The sequence below is a fragment of the Actinocrispum sp. NPDC049592 genome, assembly GCF_040675465.1.
GTDB lineage: Bacteria > Actinomycetota > Actinomycetes > Mycobacteriales > Pseudonocardiaceae > Kibdelosporangium.
In genome coordinates, this window is record NZ_JBFAPA010000006.1 from 346,380 (window position 1) to 361,124 (window position 14,745).

Consider the following 14,745-nt stretch of genomic DNA (forward strand, 5'->3'; position numbering starts at 1 on the left):
GGGTCCCCCTTCATGCGTGAGCGTGTTTACCTAGGATTCAATTCGTTGAACGAGCGAGCATCGGAGAGGTTACGCGCAACGGCGGATATACTTTCAACAGCGGGCCGCGAGCCTGCCATTGATCTGAATTCGATCAATGCGGCCGGAGTCCCGGTCAGCGAGACACCGCCCGGCGTACATGGACTGACCAGTCAGGATATCCCGCATCGAAAACGTCAAACCTTCGTGGAAAGTGATCAAGGCCTGTGGGTCATCGTCGACCGCGAGCGTGATCCCGTCCGGGCCCGGAATGATCGAATATTCGAGGTCACCATTTCGATATCGACCGAAACAGCTTTCCGGCGGCGGAACGGACGTCTCGGGCACGTCCATCAGCGCACCGCTGGCCACGGTGAGGCCCTGACCGGCGAGTTCGGCGACCAGATCGGTCCACAGCGAGGCGCCGGTGCTGGCGTTGCTGGTCAGCGCCACGACCACCTTGTTCACCGGGTCGATCCGCAGCTGGCACCAGGTGCCGTCCGCGGTGCCGTCGTGACCTGCCCACTCGTCGAACAGGGCGAGGCCGAGGCCCCAGCGGTCCGCCAGCCCGAACGCGTCGGCGGCGGGCTCCGGACGGCGCATCTGCGCGGCGAACTCGGCCGGCAGCACGGACGCACCTATGTCCAGATGGGCCAAGCCGAAGGTGACCAGGTCCGTGGCGCTGGCCGCGATGGCCCCGGCCGGCGCCTCGGCGATGGTGAGGTTCTGGCTGACCGGGCGCGTGCGGCCGTCCGCGCCAACGGCGTGACCAGCGGCGATCGGCCTGGTCGTGGCGGCATCGGGGTCGCCGGGGCCGACCACGAAGGCCGGGACGATGCCGAGCGGCCGCAGCAGCACCGACTCCATCGCGGCCCACCAGGACATCCCGGTGACCTCCTCGATCAGCCGCCCGACCAGCACGAACCCGGCGTTCGAGTAGGAGAACGCGCGACCCGGCGGCTGGATGAGCTGCAGCCCGCTGACATAGCGGCGCATCGATGGGCCGCCGTCCGGGCCGGACTCCAGCCCGCTGGTGTGGCTGAGCAGCTGCCGCAGCGTGAGCGTGGCGGCCGCGGGACACTCCGGCACGTACTGCCCGATGGGTTCGTCCAGCTCCAGGTCGCCGTCGGCGACCAGGATCATCGCCACCGTGGCGGTGAACGCCTTGCCGATGGACCCGATCGGGAAGGCCAGGTCACCGGTGACCCGCCGCCCGCTGCCGTACTCCGCCTCGCCGGCCGCTGCCCCGGCCCGCCGCCCGTTTCGAAAAAGGGCGAACTGCGCACCAGGCACTCGCCGGGCACGCACCATCGAAGCGAACAAGGCGGACAGTTCACCGTCCGCCACCCCCGTTAATCCCCCCGCGCGGCCTGATACCGGCACGGTTATTGACCTTTCCCCTTGGTTTCCATGATCGCGACTCCCATTCGCGACCCTGTCCACGGTCCCACACATTGCAACCGATCGCATTTCAGCCCATACCGCCATTGGGGGCGACATAAAGGACGGCAAATCCCGCCAGCCATCGACGCCGGCCGCGGTGTTGGCGCTACGGAATCGTAGGATTGACGGTAAATACCTCTTCTGGCGGCGTTTGATAACAGTGGATCATGGGAACCGGTTCGAAGATCGCCACCGCGCGTGACCGCATCGCCACCGCCCATCGAGGTGTTACAGATAAATCGCGGCTATGCCTCCGCGGCGTCCGTTCATGGCCCGAACAGTGGATTGCGTCTCACCGGCTGGGAACCGTCACCGTGCGCGCTTATTGACCAGCCAGTAGGGTCGCGAAATGACGGGGATCAGCCATTCCAGCGTCGTGGACGCTCCGCTGGCCGAGGTGTTCGCCTGGTTCGGCCGCCCGGGCGCCTTCCGCCGGCTCGCACCGCCGTGGCAGCCGGTGAGCATCGTCGAGGAGGCCGGGTCCTTGCGGGACGGTCGCGCAGTACTCGCCCTGCCAGGTGGACTGCGGTGGTCGGCGAGCCACCAGGCCGACGGCTACGACCCGCCACGCCGGTTCGTCGACAAGCTGACCACGCCTCTGCTGTCGGAAGTGTTGCGGTGGAAGCACATTCACCAGTTCGCACCCGCCGGCCCTGACCGGACGCTGGTCACGGACACAGTGGACAGTCGCGTGCCGACGTTCGCGCTGCGGGCCATGTTCACCTACCGGCACCAGCAACTGGCCGAGGACCTCGCCGCGCACGCCCGGTATCGCAGCGCACCGCTGACGATCGCGGTGACCGGCGCGAGTGGACTGATCGGCACCGCGCTGACCTCGTTGCTCACCACCGGCGGGCACCGGGTGATCCGGCTGGTGCGCCGCCCACCGCGAGATGCCGGCGAACGCCATTGGCGGCCCGACGACCCGTCAGCCGACCTACTGTCCGAAGTGGACGCTGTGGTGCATCTGGCAGGCAAGTCCATCGCCGGCCGGTTCACCGAGTCGCACAAGCAGGGCCTGCGGGCCAGCCGGATCGGTCCCACGGGCAAGCTGGCCGCGGTCGCCGCGCGGTGCGGCGTCAAGGTTTTCGTGTCGGCCTCCGCGATCGGGTACTACGGGCCGGACCGCGGCGACTCGATGCTGACCGAGGACAGCCCTCGCGGGGACGGGTTCCTCGCCGATCTGGTCGCGGACTGGGAGGCCGAGGCGGCCTCCGCCGACCTTCGATCGGTGTGTGTCCGGACCGGGATCGTGCAGACCCCACGCGGCGGCGTGCTCGGACTGCAGTACCCGTTGTTCCTCGCCGGGCTGGGCGGGCGGCTCGGCTCCGGGTCCCAGTGGCTGTCCTGGATCGGGATCGACGACCTCACCGACATCTATCTGCGCGCCATCATCGACCCTGCGCTACAGGGTCCAGTGAACGCGGTCGCTCCCGAGCCGGTCCGGAATGCCGAGTACACCAGGACTCTCGCCGACGTGCTACGGCGGCCCGCGATCCTTCCCGTGCCGTCACTGGGTCCCCGGCTGTTGCTGGGCGACGATGGCGCCCGTGAACTGGCGCTGGCCAGCCAACGAGTCGTCCCGCGCAAGCTGGAGCAGATGAGTCACGTCTACCGGCAGCCGAAGCTGGAAACCGCTCTCCGGCACCTGCTCGGTAGGGTGCACGCATGATCCGTTGCGCGGTGCTGGACGACTACCAGGGTGTCTCGTTGGCGATGGTCGACTGGTCGGTGCTCTCCGGACAGGTCGAGGTGACCGTGCACCGGGAGCACTTCGCCACCGAGGACGAGGTCGCCGAAGCCCTGCGCGACCAGGAGATCGTGGTGATCATGCGGGAGCGCACCCCGTTCCCGGCGAGCCTGTTCGCCCGGTTGCCGTCGCTGCGGTTGTTGATCACCAGCGGGATGCGCAACGCGTCGATCGACCTCACCGCCGCTGCCTCGGCCGGGGTGACCGTCTGCGGAACCGGGAGCACGTCCGAGGCGCCGGTGGAGCTGACATGGGCGCTGATCCTCGGCCTGGCGCGGCACATCGTGACGGAGAACACCGCGTTGCGCGCCAATGGGCCTTGGCAGAGCACGGTGGGCACGCTGCTGGCCGGGAAGACGTTGGGGCTCATCGGGTTCGGCAAGATCGGCGTGAAGGTGGCGCGGGTCGCGCGCGCCTTCGGCATGGATGTCGTCGCGTGGAGCCAGAATCTCACGGCGGATCGCACTTCGGCCGAGGACGTGCGGCTGGCGGCCTCGAAGGAGGAGCTGCTCGCGTCCAGCGATGTCGTGTCGGTGCACGTGGTGTTGAGTGAGCGCACGCGGGGGCTGCTCGACGCGGACGCGTTGAAGGCGATGAAGCCTTCCGCGTTGCTGGTCAACACTTCCCGCGCGGCGATCGTCGACCAGCAGGCGATGGTGACCGCGCTGCGGGAAGGGTGGATCGCCGGGGCGGCCGCGGATGTGTTCGAGACCGAGCCGCTTCCCGCCGACGACGTGTTGCGGACAGTACCGAACTTCCTGGCCACACCCCACCTCGGCTACGTCACCGACGCCAACTACAGCATCTACTTCCGAGAGGCCGTCGAGGACATCCAGGCCTTCCTCGCCGGAGCGCCGATCCGGACGCTGTAGTTGTCCACAGTGGAGCATCAGGTCGAGACCTCCCCGGGAGTCGAACCCGGCACCGACGCTTTTGCAGAGCGCCCCACGACCGCCGTGACGAAGGCCCTATGCGGCAAAGCCGCAATCGGGGGGTTCGGGGGGCGCCCCCCAACATCATGACGTCCGACTCGGCGAAGGTGCGGAGCACCGAGCAGAGTCGTCCCCAGGACGTGGAAGACGAGGGTGTCGAACCCTCCCCGGCGATCTTGCAAGGATCGCCTGCGCTCCGGCGCGTCCCCCTCAGGGAGAACCCCTCGTGAGTGGTTTTGCGTGTCAGAACAAGCAAAACCACTCACGAGCCCCTCCCCAGCTCCCCCACCAGGGCTCGAACCTGGTCCTCCCGGTTAACAGCCGGGCGTGCTGCCTGTTGCACCTCAGGGGATCGTCTTGCGCGGAGGGCGCACGGTTCGAACGTGCGCCGGTGTCACCCGGACCTCGGATTAGCAATCCGGTGCCTTACCGCTCGGCCAGCCCTCCATGATTCACGCGGGGGTCTGGGGGTCGCTCCCCAGAAGTTACGACGAGCGACCCGGTTCGCGCTTTCCGCGAACACAGTCCCCCTGAGTGAGTACCTCTGGCAGGATTCGAACCTGCATGCCTTGTGGGCGCGCGAGTTTGAGGCGCGTGCGTATGCCAGTTCCGCCACAGAGGCTCAAGTAGCGCGTACGGGAGTCGAACCCGCGTCACCAGGGTGAGAACCTGGTATCCGTTCCGCTGGACCAACGCGCTGTGTGCCGTCAAGCGACGGCGAGAGACATCGAGACCGGCCGGTGGGCATCGAACCCACTTCTTCGGTTTGGAAGACCGACGTGTCCGCCGAGTTCACCACGACCGGATGTCTGTTTCTGCTCCACTGTGGAATTTTCAATGAACGCGAAAGAATTGTTTTAAGGCATGGCGAATAAAGAAAGCCGCCCTGATCGGTTTCCCGATGGGCGGCTCCCGTGTCGTGACGTCGGCTACGTCACGGTGGGGAGCCCCCGCTGCCCTCTTCGCCCAAGCAGGCATTCAACGCGCAGGCGGCAGCGCCGGCGGCACGCAGACAGCTGCTGCGCCCCGTCCCTCGCTCCTGCGTGCCCGTCATGTCGCTTCTCCTTGCCGAACCGGAATGTGTACCCGGAACTATGCCGATGAATCGCCGCAGCGTCAATCTTTATTTCGGCATTACTTTGCGGGCGCATGGCCGAGACCACACAACGCCATCACGAAAACAGGCGTACGTTGGATCAAGTGGGAGCCAGCGCGAACATCGTCAAACTGGTCGTCGGCTGCGCGGGGGCGGGTGTCCTGCTCGCGGGTGTGATGGCGCCTGTGGCACTGAGCACCGGCGTCGTCGCGGGCGACGTCAGCGACTCCGTCCTGTCCATCACGCCGGCCAGCATCGAGGGCGATCTGCCCGGTGTGACAACGGTGACCGACCGGGACGGCAACCCGATCGCCACGGTGTACGACCAGTACCGGATCCCGGTCGCGGGCGACAAGATCGCCACCACGGTGAAGGCCGCGCTGGTGTCCATCGAGGACCGCCGGTTCTACCAGGAGCACGGCATCGACCCGAAAGGCGTGCTGCGGGCCGCGATCAACGACGCGACCGGTGGCGCGCAACAGGGTGGGTCAACCATCACCCAACAGCTGGTCAAGAACTTCCTGATCAACGTGGCCGACCGCGACGACCCGGCGGCGCAGGCCAGGGACCGCGCCAACACGCTGACCCGCAAGCTGCGCGAGGCCCGCTCGGCGATCGAGATCGACAAGCAGCTGTCCAAAGAGGACATTCTCACCTCGTACCTGAACGTGGTCGAGTTCACCGGCAAGGTCTACGGCATCGAGGCCGCCGCCCGCGCGTACTTCGGCACCACAGCGGACAAACTGACCGTGCCCCAGGCGGCTCTGCTCGCCGGCATGGTGAACAACCCGACGCTGTACAACCCGTACGCCCACCCGCAGGACGCGAAACGCCGCCGGGACACGGTGATCGACTCGATGGTCACCAACCAGGTCCTCGATCAGGCGGCCGCGGACCAGGCCAAGGCCACCGACCTCGGCCTGGTGCCCAACGGCCCGGCGGTTCCGTCCAGCACCTGCATGGGCGCGCAGCCGAACGCGGGGTTCTTCTGCCAGTACGCGATGGCCTACCTGCAGTCCGCCGGGTTCACCGCGCAGCAGCTGACCGACGGCGGCTACACCATCAAGACCACAATGGACAGCCGGATCAGCCAGGTGGCCAAGGACGCGGTCACCGCGAACGTGCCCACCACGCAGGACGGCGTGGCCAACACGATGGCGATCATCAAGCCCGGCAACACCTCCCATGAGGTGCTGGCGATGGTGGCGAACCGCAACCTCGGCACCGACCCGGCCAAGGGCCAGACCACGAGCAACCTCGTGGCGGGGGTGAGCGACCCGTTCGGCGCCGGTTCGGTGTTCAAGATCTTCACCTCGGCCGCGGCCCTGGAGAACGGCACGGCCGACCTCGACACGCCCCTGCCCAACCCGCAGAGCCAGTGTTTCCCGTTGCCGGGCAGCAGGAACTGCTACACCGTCCGCAATGACGGCGACTACACCGACCCGATCACGCTGACCAACGGCCTGGCGACCTCGCCGAACACCGCGTTCGTCGGCCTGGAGCAGCAGGTCGGCGTGCCCAAGGTGGTGGAGATGGCATCCCGCCTGGGGTTGCGCAACACCATGAAGACCAACGACAGCGGCAAGACCCCGTCCGCCGGGCCGCCGCAGCAGAGCCAGACGCAGACCCAGTACTTCCAGGACAAGCCGTCGTTCACCCTGGGCAACAGCCCGGTCAGCCCGCTGGAACTGGCGAACGTGTCCGCCACGATCATGAGCGGCGGCATCTGGTGCCCACCCAACCCGATCCTGTCGGTCACCGACGCCAAGGGTCAGCCGGTCCCCGTGCAGCCCACCGAGACCTGCGGCCAGGTGATCTCCAACGACGTGGCGACCCGGCTGGCCACCGGCCTGAGCCAGGACACCGTCAGCGGCACCACCGCCGTGTCCGCCCGCAACGCGGGCTGGACCCGCCCCGGCATCGGCAAGACCGGCACCACCCAGACCAACGAGTCGGTCGCCTTCGTCGGCGGCACCGACAACTACGCCGTGTCCTCGCTGGTCTTCGCGGACGGCTCCACACCCGGCACGCTCTGCCCGGGCACACCTGTCCACATTGGAAAGTGCGGGCACGGGGCGTTCGGCGGCACCGTGGCGGCACCACCGTACTTCCGCGCGATGAAAACGATCCTCGGCGGCTAAACTACCGTTTGCAGCAGCCCCCGACGCCGTTTGCGGCAGAACATTTGCCCTTGGCCAGCTCTAGGGCGGCGCCACCACCCCCGAGCCCTACCTCGCCGCCTAGATGATCGAGTCCTATCGGATCTAGCTCAGCCGCGGGAGGAGGGTGTGACACCGGCCGAGCCAGTCGGCCAGCTGAGCCAGGTCGGTGTCCATGTCGTCGAAGTCGCGGCTGCGCAGGTTGTGGAGCAGGTCACCGACGACATAGACCCGTTTGCCGTGCGCGACGCAGCCGGGGGCGTCGATCCGGTCGAAGGCGTCCCATGGCGCGCGAAGTGGATCCGCTGCGCGCCGAACATGATGTTGAAGCCGACGTCGTCGTTCGAGTGCAATGCCAGCGGCCGCCACCGCGCGATGATCTCCTCCCGCGTGGTGTGGCGAGGATTACCTGCGACGATTCCCCATGGGACCCCCATGCGCGGGACGGTAGATGCCCTTCGTGGCGCATGCGGCGCCCGCGCCCGATGGATCGCACGATCGGGCAGAACCGACCAACCGGACGAAAGGTTCACATGGCTGGCTCGCTCGACGGTGTGGTGGTGGCCGACTTCTCCCGGGTGCTCGCCGGGCCGTACTGCACAATGCTGCTCGCCGATCTGGGCGCCGAGGTGATCAAGGTCGAGGGTCCGGGCGGCGACGACACCCGGCACTGGGTCCCGCCGGTCACCGCGGACGGTGTGGGCACGTACTACCTGTCGATGAACCGCAACAAACGCTCGATCGCGCTCGACCTGGTCAACACCGATGACAACACCGTTGCCCGCAAGCTCGCCGCGAGGGCGGATGTGTTCATCCACAACTTCAAACCCGGCGGGCTGGACCGGTTCGGCCTGTCCTATCCCGATGTCCGCGCCCGCAACCCGCGCACGATCTACTGCTCGATCAGCGGGTTCGGCTCCGGCGCGGGCGCCGCGCTGCCCGGGTACGACCTGCTGGTCCAGGCGGTGTCCGGGCTGATGAGCCTGACCGGGTCGCCGGACGGCCCACCGTTCCGGGCCGGGGTCGCGGTGTTCGACGTGATCGCCGGGCTGCACGCCACCGTCGGCATCCTGGCGGCGTTGAAACACCGTGATGCCACCGGCGAGGGCCAGCACATCGAGATCGACCTGCTGTCCAGCGCGATGTCCGCCCTGGTCAACCAGACCTCCGCGTACGTCGCCGGAGGCGTTGTGCCACACCGGATGGGCAACGCGCACCTGAGCCTGTACCCGTACGAGCCGATGCCGACCGGCGACGGCGAGCTGATCATCTGCGTGGGCAACGACCGGCAGTTCCGCCGGTTCACCGAGGTGATCGGTGCTCCGGGACTGGCGGACGACGAACGGTTCGCCACCAACCAGGCCCGCAACCACAACCGCGAAGCCCTGCGGCCGTCGCTCGAGGCGCGGCTGGCCCAGAAGTCCGCGCAGGACTGGTTCCCGCTGCTGACCGCGGCCGGTGTCCCTTGTGGACCGATCAACGACGTCCGCGGTGGCGTCGAACTGGCCCAGAGCCTCGGCCTGGACCCGGTGGTGCCGATCGACGGCGTCCCCACGGTCCGTAACCCGATCAAGATGTCCGCGACTCCGGCGAACTACCGTTATGCCCCACCTGACCTGGACGAACAGGGCGCGGAGATCCGGAACTGGCTTGGCTGACTATGCCCGGGGCGCATCCGCTTCCCGCACGCGGAGTGAGTGCGCGAGGATCGGGGGCATGGTTCGTGGTCTGGTTGCGCTCCTGCTCGTCGTGCTGGCTGGGTGTGGGGCTCCGCAGGCGAGTGCGCCGCGGCAGGCTCCCGCCGCACCGGGGCAGGTGCCCAAGCTGCTGCAGTTCAGCGCGAAGACCCTGGACGACAAAGACTTCAGCGGGCAGTCGCTGCTCGGCAAGCCGGCCGTGCTCTGGTTCTGGGCGCCGTGGTGCCCGCGCTGCCAAGGCGAGGCACCGCATCTGGGGTCACTCGCGCACGACAACGCCGGGAAGATCACGTTTGTCGGAGTGGGCGCGCAGGACGGCGTGCCGGCGATGAAGAAGTTCGTCGCGGAGAACAAAGTGGACGGTTTCGCGCATCTGGCCGATGTGGACGCCGCGATCTGGAAGAAGTTCGGCGTCACCGAGCAACCCGCGTACGCGTTCATCCAGGCGGACGGCACGACCCAGGTGGTCAAGCAGCAGCTGACCGAGGAAGGGCTGAACGAGAAGGTCCGCGAACTCAGTGCCGATCCCAAGAATGGACCTTGACACGCTGGGGTTCGCGTTGGCGGCCGGGATGGTCGCGGCGGTGAACCCCTGCGGCTTCGCGATGCTACCCGCCTACCTGACCCTCATCGTCGGCAACGCGGTGCTGCGGGCATTGGCGGCGACGGCGTTGATGGCGCTCGGGTTCGTGCTGGTGTTCGGCACGTTCGGCCTGGTCATCGCCCCGCTGGGGGCCGAGGTGCAGGCCTGCTTCCCGGCCGTGACAGTGCTGATCGGCCTGATCATGGCCGCGCTCGGGGTGTGGATGCTGCTGGGCCGGGAGATCCGGCTGCCGCGCCTCGGAAAGGGCGCGCCGACAACGCTCGCCTCGATGTTCACGTACGGCCTGGCATACGCGATCGTGTCGTTGTCCTGCACGCTCGGGCCGTTCCTCGCGGTGACCAGCGCGACCTTCCGCAGCGGCTCGGTGCTCACCGGGATCGCCGCGTATGCGGCCTACGGGCTGGGAATGGCGCTGGTCGTGGGCGTGCTGGCGGTGTCCGTCGCGCTCGCCGGGGCCGCGGTGACCACCAAGATCCGCCGGATTCTGCCGTACGTGCACCGGATCGGCGGCGCGATCCTGCTGGTGGCCGGGCTCTATGTTGGCTACTACGGGATCTACGAACTTCGGCTCTACCACGCCAATGGCTCGGCCGAGGATCCCATTGTCGATGGAGCGGGCCGGATCCAGACGGTCCTGGCTTCATGGGTCGACTGGATCGGCCCGCTCCCGGTGATCATCGCGCTGGTCGTGCTCGTCGCCGGAGCGGTGGCGCTGAAAGTCCGGCGAACGGGCTGATCAGGTCAGGTGCCACACCTGGTTCGCGCCGGTGCCACAGGTCCAGATCTGCAGCGGGGTGCCGTCGGCCGAGCTGACGCCGGTGGCGTCGAGGCACTTGCCGGACCCGGTGTTCACCAGCCGGCTGGACCCGTCCTGGGTCCACTGCTGGGCCGCGGTGCCGTTGCAGTCGTACAACTGGACCTTGGTGCCGTTCGTCGTGCCCGCGCCGGTGACGTCCATGCACTTGCCCAGGGCCTGCAAAGCGCTGCCGTTCTTGGACCAGTTCTGCGCGGTGGTGCCATTGCAGGTCCACAGCTGGATCTGCGTGCCGTTGGCGGAGTTCGCGCCCGCCACGTCGACACACTTGCCGCCGATGCCGGTGATCGTGTGACCGGGCGGCGGCGGAGGCGGCGGGTTGGTCGGACCGCCGGTGATGGCGTTGAAGATGCGCGAGTACGCCCAGCCGGTGGCCCGGTCGTAGTCGTGCAGTTCCCAGAACGACAGTTCCGCGACCCCGTTGGTGGCGGCGAACTGCTCGAGCGTGCGGGCGTCGTTCTGGCTGAACTGGGCGCCGTCGTCGTTGCGCCCGGCGATCGGGGTCAGGCCCATCATCCCGTATGCGGCCGAGGTCGAGATCCCGTACAGGCTGGCGAGCTGCGCCGCGGTCGCGCGGGCGGCCGACAGCGCGTCGTTGATCACCGGCTGACCGTCGTAGAAGTCCATCACCATGATGTTCACGACGCTCACCCGGACGCCCTTGTTCTTGGCGTCCCGCAACAGGTCCATCTCCCTGGACGGCAGGCCGCCAGGGTCGACGGCGAGGGTGTAGTCGACCTGGACCGCCGGGTTCTGCTGCTGCAACGCGGCCAGCGCCGAGTTGCGGCGCGCGGTCGCGGCGGTGTCGTTGAGGACGTCGCCCTCGATGTCGAAGTCGAGCCGGTTGGTGCCGTAGGTGTTGACTACGTTGGCGTACGTGGCGGTCAGGCTCGACGTGTTGGTGCAGGTCTGGGCCAGCTCACCGCCGGCCGCGCCGCCGAAGGACGGGATGACGTTGCCGCCGGCCGCCTGCAGGGCACTGATCTGCGACTTGAACGAGCCGACGCCAGTGCCGTTGGCCTCCCAGATCGGCGTGCAGCCGTTCTGCGGGGTGAAGAACGCCAGCGTGAAGAACTTCGTGCCGGTGGCGCTCATGTCGGCGGCCATGTCGCCCACGTCCGCGTCGCTGATCTGCAGGTACGGCGCGGCGTAGTGGGCCGGGAAGGCCGGGCCCGCGGCTTGGGCGGTACTCGAGTACGTCACCGTCGTGGCGACCGCTAATGCCGCGGCGACGAGCGCGCTGGACTTCCTTAGGTGCATTCTGGATCTCCCGGTGCAGGGTGGGCATGGCGAAGTCGCCGGTCGTCGCGCCACAACCGGTGCGATGAGCAGGCCATGTCCGAACAGGCCCGGCGTGCAGGGCGGGCCTGTTTTCCGACTTAATCCTTGCAGTGAAGAAAGTGAAGCGCTCCCACAGACGGGTGTCAACGCTCAAAACGTTGCGGTGAACGGACTTCCCGGACAAACACCCATAATGGTCCAGACCAGTCGGACAAACCGGAAACTTCCGGCCGAACGGGTCTCGGCCCGCGGCCGCCCGGTCGATAAAATTGAACGGGTGAGCGACACGCCTCGGTTACCCCCGACGCCCGCCATCGTCGCGCTGATCGCGGTGGCCGCGGGCGCCGTCATCGCGGCCACGACGCTGACCACCGTCGCCCTGTCCGCCGACGAACCCGACCGCTGCTGCCCCGCGGGCGCCGACGGACCGGTCACCGGGCCATCGCCGAGCACGCGCGCGGCCGAGACCCGGGCGGCGGGCCCGCCGATGTGCCTGATCGGGTCCTGGCGGTCGGTGGAGGAGATCCACTCGATCAAGTTCTACACCGACCAGCCGCCGATGCAGTTCGCCGGCACCGAGCGGCGCTACGAGTTCCGGCCGGACGGCACCGGCACCGAGATCAACGAGAACTACACGCTCAGCTCGAACTGGCGCGGCCGCCAGCTCAAGATCGTCGGCAACGGCAGCGTCCAGTTCACCTGGAAGGCCACCGACAACCAGATCACCTACGTCGCCGTGACCAACGCCGAGCTGAACTTCCAGTACTACGACCACCGCGGCCTGCTCAACACCCTGCCGTACGCCAACAACCCGGCCCTCAACGAGATCGACGACTACATCTGCCAGGGAACCCAGATGGCCGAGGGCAACAGCAACGGCTACCACTCCACATGGGTCCGGACCACGGGATTCGGGGTGTACGGCTGATGCGGATCAGGGCCCGGATCAAAACGCTCTGCGCCGCAACGCTTCTGCTGCTGGCTCCGGCCGCGCCCGCCGCAGCGGACCCGTCCAGCCCGGAGGAGCTGGCCGCCGCCGTCGCCCGGCCGGCGATCGTGTACATCACGGTGAACTGGCACGGCTGGGTGCGGGACACCAAGAGCGGTGAGGTGTTCGGCGGGGCCGCCGGGTACGACGTGAAGATCTCGTGCACCGGCGTGGTGATCAACCCGGACGGCTATGTGGCCACCGCCAGCCACTGTGTCCACACTGGACCGCGCGGCGGCAGCGGGTACATGTTCGACGCCGCCCTTGGTGAGCTGGCGAAGTCCGGCCGGGTCGGCGATCCGGCCAAGGCCAAGCAATTGATGACCGACCGCGCGGTCGCCGAGGGCACCGGGCCGGACCGGCCGGTGGACCGGACGATCACGGTCGAGCGGATGGTCCCGGACGGCAAGCGCGACGCCGCTCCCGCCACGGTCGTCGACCTCGTGGCGCCGGAGGACGGAGATGTAGCAGTGCTGAAGATCCCGCGCAACCGGTTGCCCTCTTTGGACCTGCGCATGGACGACGCGCCGGTCGGCACGCCGGTGCTGGCCATCGGCTACCCCGGGTCGACCGCCGACCCGAAACTGGAGCCCAGCAACAAGAACGGCCAGATCTCCGCGCACCGGACGTTGCAGGAGAAGCCGTTCTACGAGTTCAGTGCGGCGGCCACGCACGGCATGAGCGGCGGCCCGCTGGTGGACATGCAGGGCCGGGTCACCGGCCTGATCAGCCAGGGCGCGCCGGGCGAGACGCAGTCGTTCAACTTCGCCACGGCATCGTCCACAGTGGCCACGTTGCTCTCCGGGAAAGGCATCGAGGCCAAGCAAGGTCCGCACGACCACAACTACCGGACAGGCCTCGACCGCTACTTCGCCGGTGACTACAACGCCGCCGTGAACTACTTCGACGCGACTGTCGCAGGCTCGCCCACGCACATCCAGGCCGCCGAGTACCTCCGCCAAGCACACGACAAGGGCGGCAAGCCGTCCGGCAGCACCGCTCCCCTGCTCTACGTCGGACTCGGCTGTGCCCTGATCGCGGTGATCGCCATCGCCCTGGTGGTGCTGATGATCAGGCGACGGCGACGCCTTCTGTCCGTAATGGACACCCCGCCGTACGGATTCCCGATGCCGATCGTGGACGCACCGACTCAGCCGTCCTGAGTGGCGCGTTTGCGTTCCCTGGCATGGCGTTCGACCTCTTCCAGGTCGGTCACCGTGACCAGTCGCATCTCCGCGGTCCGGCGGGCGACGGCGAACCGGGCGTTCACCAGCCGACCGTCCCGTGGCGCCACAAAGGGATCGTCGCGCAGGCCGAACGCGATCGCCGAGATGGTCCGGATGGCGTCGTCGACCCGTTGGGAACGTTGCAGGTTCCACGCGTAGCCATGCCATTCCATGACCCGGTCGTAGATCTCGCGGTTGGACGGCGGCCGCGGATAGTCGTCCTTGCCGACCAGCCACGGCTCGGTCAAGGCCAGCGCCACGAACCATTCCCGGCTGCCCTTGACCAGCCGCGGCCCGGCCTCGGTGATCCGCCCCTCGACGATCCCCGGGCCGCGCACCGGCTCCGAGCGGCCCAGCCGCACGTCGATGCTGATCATCAGGTCGGTGAAGCCACCTTCGGCAGACTGCTTGCCCAGCAACAGAACCAGCTGGTTCTCGCCGTCGTCCAGCAACGCCGTCATGGACTTGGTCATGATCACCCGGCGGGCGCCGCCGGGCGCGTCGAACAACCCGGACAGCTGCGCCTCCCCGGCACCGAGCCAAGTCAGTGACACGGTGTCGGTGCCGACGACAAGCTCACCGACCAAACGCGACACATGCGGGGCACAGTCGGGCAAGGTCAGCGCCGTTTTCCCCGGCCCGGCAGCGTAGTGCGGCGCGCGGCCGAACAGCAGCGACTCCCCCACGTTGAGCACGACCGACGCCATCCCGGTCCCGCGAACCACCACCTGCGGCAT

12 protein-coding genes and 6 tRNA genes are annotated in these 14,745 nt (G+C 68.0%); 8 read left to right on the plus strand and 10 right to left on the minus strand.

Features of this window, described 5'->3' with window-relative positions; all coding sequences use genetic code 11:
* Positions 1-93: 93 nt before the first annotated feature.
* A complete protein-coding gene (locus AB0J95_RS18375) occupies positions 94-1,365 on the minus strand; it encodes a serine hydrolase domain-containing protein (RefSeq protein ID WP_364758512.1) in 1,272 nt (423 codons plus the stop codon).
* Positions 1,366-1,810: 445 nt separating this feature from the next.
* Here AB0J95_RS18375 and AB0J95_RS18380 point away from each other — a divergent pair, with 445 nt between their 5' ends.
* Both AB0J95_RS18380 and AB0J95_RS18385 read left to right on the plus strand, forming a co-directional pair.
* Positions 1,811-3,133, plus strand: coding sequence for a TIGR01777 family oxidoreductase (locus tag AB0J95_RS18380; protein ID WP_364758515.1), 1,323 nt, complete (start codon positions 1,811-1,813; stop codon positions 3,131-3,133).
* Positions 3,133-4,083: a D-2-hydroxyacid dehydrogenase family protein gene (locus tag AB0J95_RS18385; protein ID WP_364758813.1), complete on the plus strand. Its 951-nt coding sequence runs from the start codon at positions 3,133-3,135 to the stop codon at positions 4,081-4,083. The genes AB0J95_RS18380 and AB0J95_RS18385 overlap by 1 nt, the downstream gene beginning before the upstream one ends.
* Before the next feature lie 25 nt (positions 4,084-4,108).
* On the opposite strand, the gene AB0J95_RS18390 is transcribed toward AB0J95_RS18385, so the two are convergent.
* From AB0J95_RS18390 to AB0J95_RS18415, 6 genes are all read right to left on the minus strand, one after another.
* Positions 4,109-4,179: transfer RNA gene (locus AB0J95_RS18390), tRNA-Cys, on the minus strand.
* Positions 4,180-4,423: 244 nt separating this feature from the next.
* Positions 4,424-4,495: transfer RNA gene (locus AB0J95_RS18395), tRNA-Asn, on the minus strand.
* Positions 4,496-4,505: 10 nt separating this feature from the next.
* Positions 4,506-4,590, minus strand: a tRNA-Ser gene (locus AB0J95_RS18400).
* A gap of 92 nt (positions 4,591-4,682) precedes the next feature.
* A tRNA-Leu gene (locus AB0J95_RS18405) sits at positions 4,683-4,765 on the minus strand.
* 5 nt (positions 4,766-4,770) lie between these two features.
* Positions 4,771-4,842: transfer RNA gene (locus AB0J95_RS18410), tRNA-Glu, on the minus strand.
* Positions 4,843-4,875: 33 nt separating this feature from the next.
* Positions 4,876-4,948: transfer RNA gene (locus AB0J95_RS18415), tRNA-Gly, on the minus strand.
* 395 nt (positions 4,949-5,343) lie between these two features.
* Between AB0J95_RS18415 and AB0J95_RS18420 the strand changes: the two genes are divergently transcribed.
* Positions 5,344-7,380, plus strand: a complete 2,037-nt coding sequence (locus AB0J95_RS18420; RefSeq protein ID WP_364758518.1) for a transglycosylase domain-containing protein — start codon at positions 5,344-5,346, stop codon at positions 7,378-7,380.
* A gap of 123 nt (positions 7,381-7,503) precedes the next feature.
* On the opposite strand, the gene AB0J95_RS18425 is transcribed toward AB0J95_RS18420, so the two are convergent.
* The gene (locus AB0J95_RS18425; RefSeq protein ID WP_364758521.1) at positions 7,504-7,767 is read right to left on the minus strand and encodes a hypothetical protein; all 264 of its coding nucleotides are present in this window, start codon (positions 7,765-7,767) and stop codon (positions 7,504-7,506) included.
* A gap of 164 nt (positions 7,768-7,931) precedes the next feature.
* Between AB0J95_RS18425 and AB0J95_RS18430 the strand changes: the two genes are divergently transcribed.
* The 3 genes from AB0J95_RS18430 to AB0J95_RS18440 are packed head-to-tail and all read left to right on the plus strand — an operon-like array spanning position 7,932 to position 10,435.
* The gene (locus tag AB0J95_RS18430; RefSeq protein WP_364758524.1) at positions 7,932-9,056 is read left to right on the plus strand and encodes a CoA transferase; all 1,125 of its coding nucleotides are present in this window, start codon (positions 7,932-7,934) and stop codon (positions 9,054-9,056) included.
* A gap of 58 nt (positions 9,057-9,114) precedes the next feature.
* Complete coding sequence (locus tag AB0J95_RS18435; protein ID WP_364758527.1) at positions 9,115-9,639, plus strand: redoxin domain-containing protein; 525 nt, start codon at positions 9,115-9,117, stop codon at positions 9,637-9,639.
* Positions 9,629-10,435 (plus strand): cytochrome c biogenesis CcdA family protein, encoded by an 807-nt coding sequence (locus AB0J95_RS18440; RefSeq protein ID WP_364758530.1) that lies wholly within the window; start codon positions 9,629-9,631, stop codon positions 10,433-10,435. Before AB0J95_RS18435 ends, AB0J95_RS18440 begins: the two co-directional genes overlap by 11 nt.
* Here AB0J95_RS18440 and AB0J95_RS18445 read toward each other — a convergent pair whose 3' ends face one another.
* Complete coding sequence (locus AB0J95_RS18445) at positions 10,436-11,773, minus strand: RICIN domain-containing protein (protein ID WP_364758533.1); 1,338 nt, start codon at positions 11,771-11,773, stop codon at positions 10,436-10,438.
* A 298-nt stretch (positions 11,774-12,071) separates the two neighbouring features.
* On the opposite strand from AB0J95_RS18445, the gene AB0J95_RS18450 reads away from it, so the two are divergent.
* Entirely contained in the window at positions 12,072-12,722 is a 651-nt protein-coding gene (locus AB0J95_RS18450) for a hypothetical protein (RefSeq protein ID WP_364758536.1), read from the plus strand.
* Positions 12,722-13,945 (plus strand): serine protease, encoded by a 1,224-nt coding sequence (locus AB0J95_RS18455; RefSeq protein WP_364758539.1) that lies wholly within the window; start codon positions 12,722-12,724, stop codon positions 13,943-13,945. The genes AB0J95_RS18450 and AB0J95_RS18455 overlap by 1 nt, the downstream gene beginning before the upstream one ends.
* Here the strand turns inward: AB0J95_RS18455 and AB0J95_RS18460 are convergent.
* Positions 13,933-14,745 (minus strand): hypothetical protein, encoded by an 813-nt coding sequence (locus tag AB0J95_RS18460; protein ID WP_364758542.1) that lies wholly within the window; start codon positions 14,743-14,745, stop codon positions 13,933-13,935. The two genes, AB0J95_RS18455 and AB0J95_RS18460, sit on opposite strands and share 13 nt — an antisense overlap.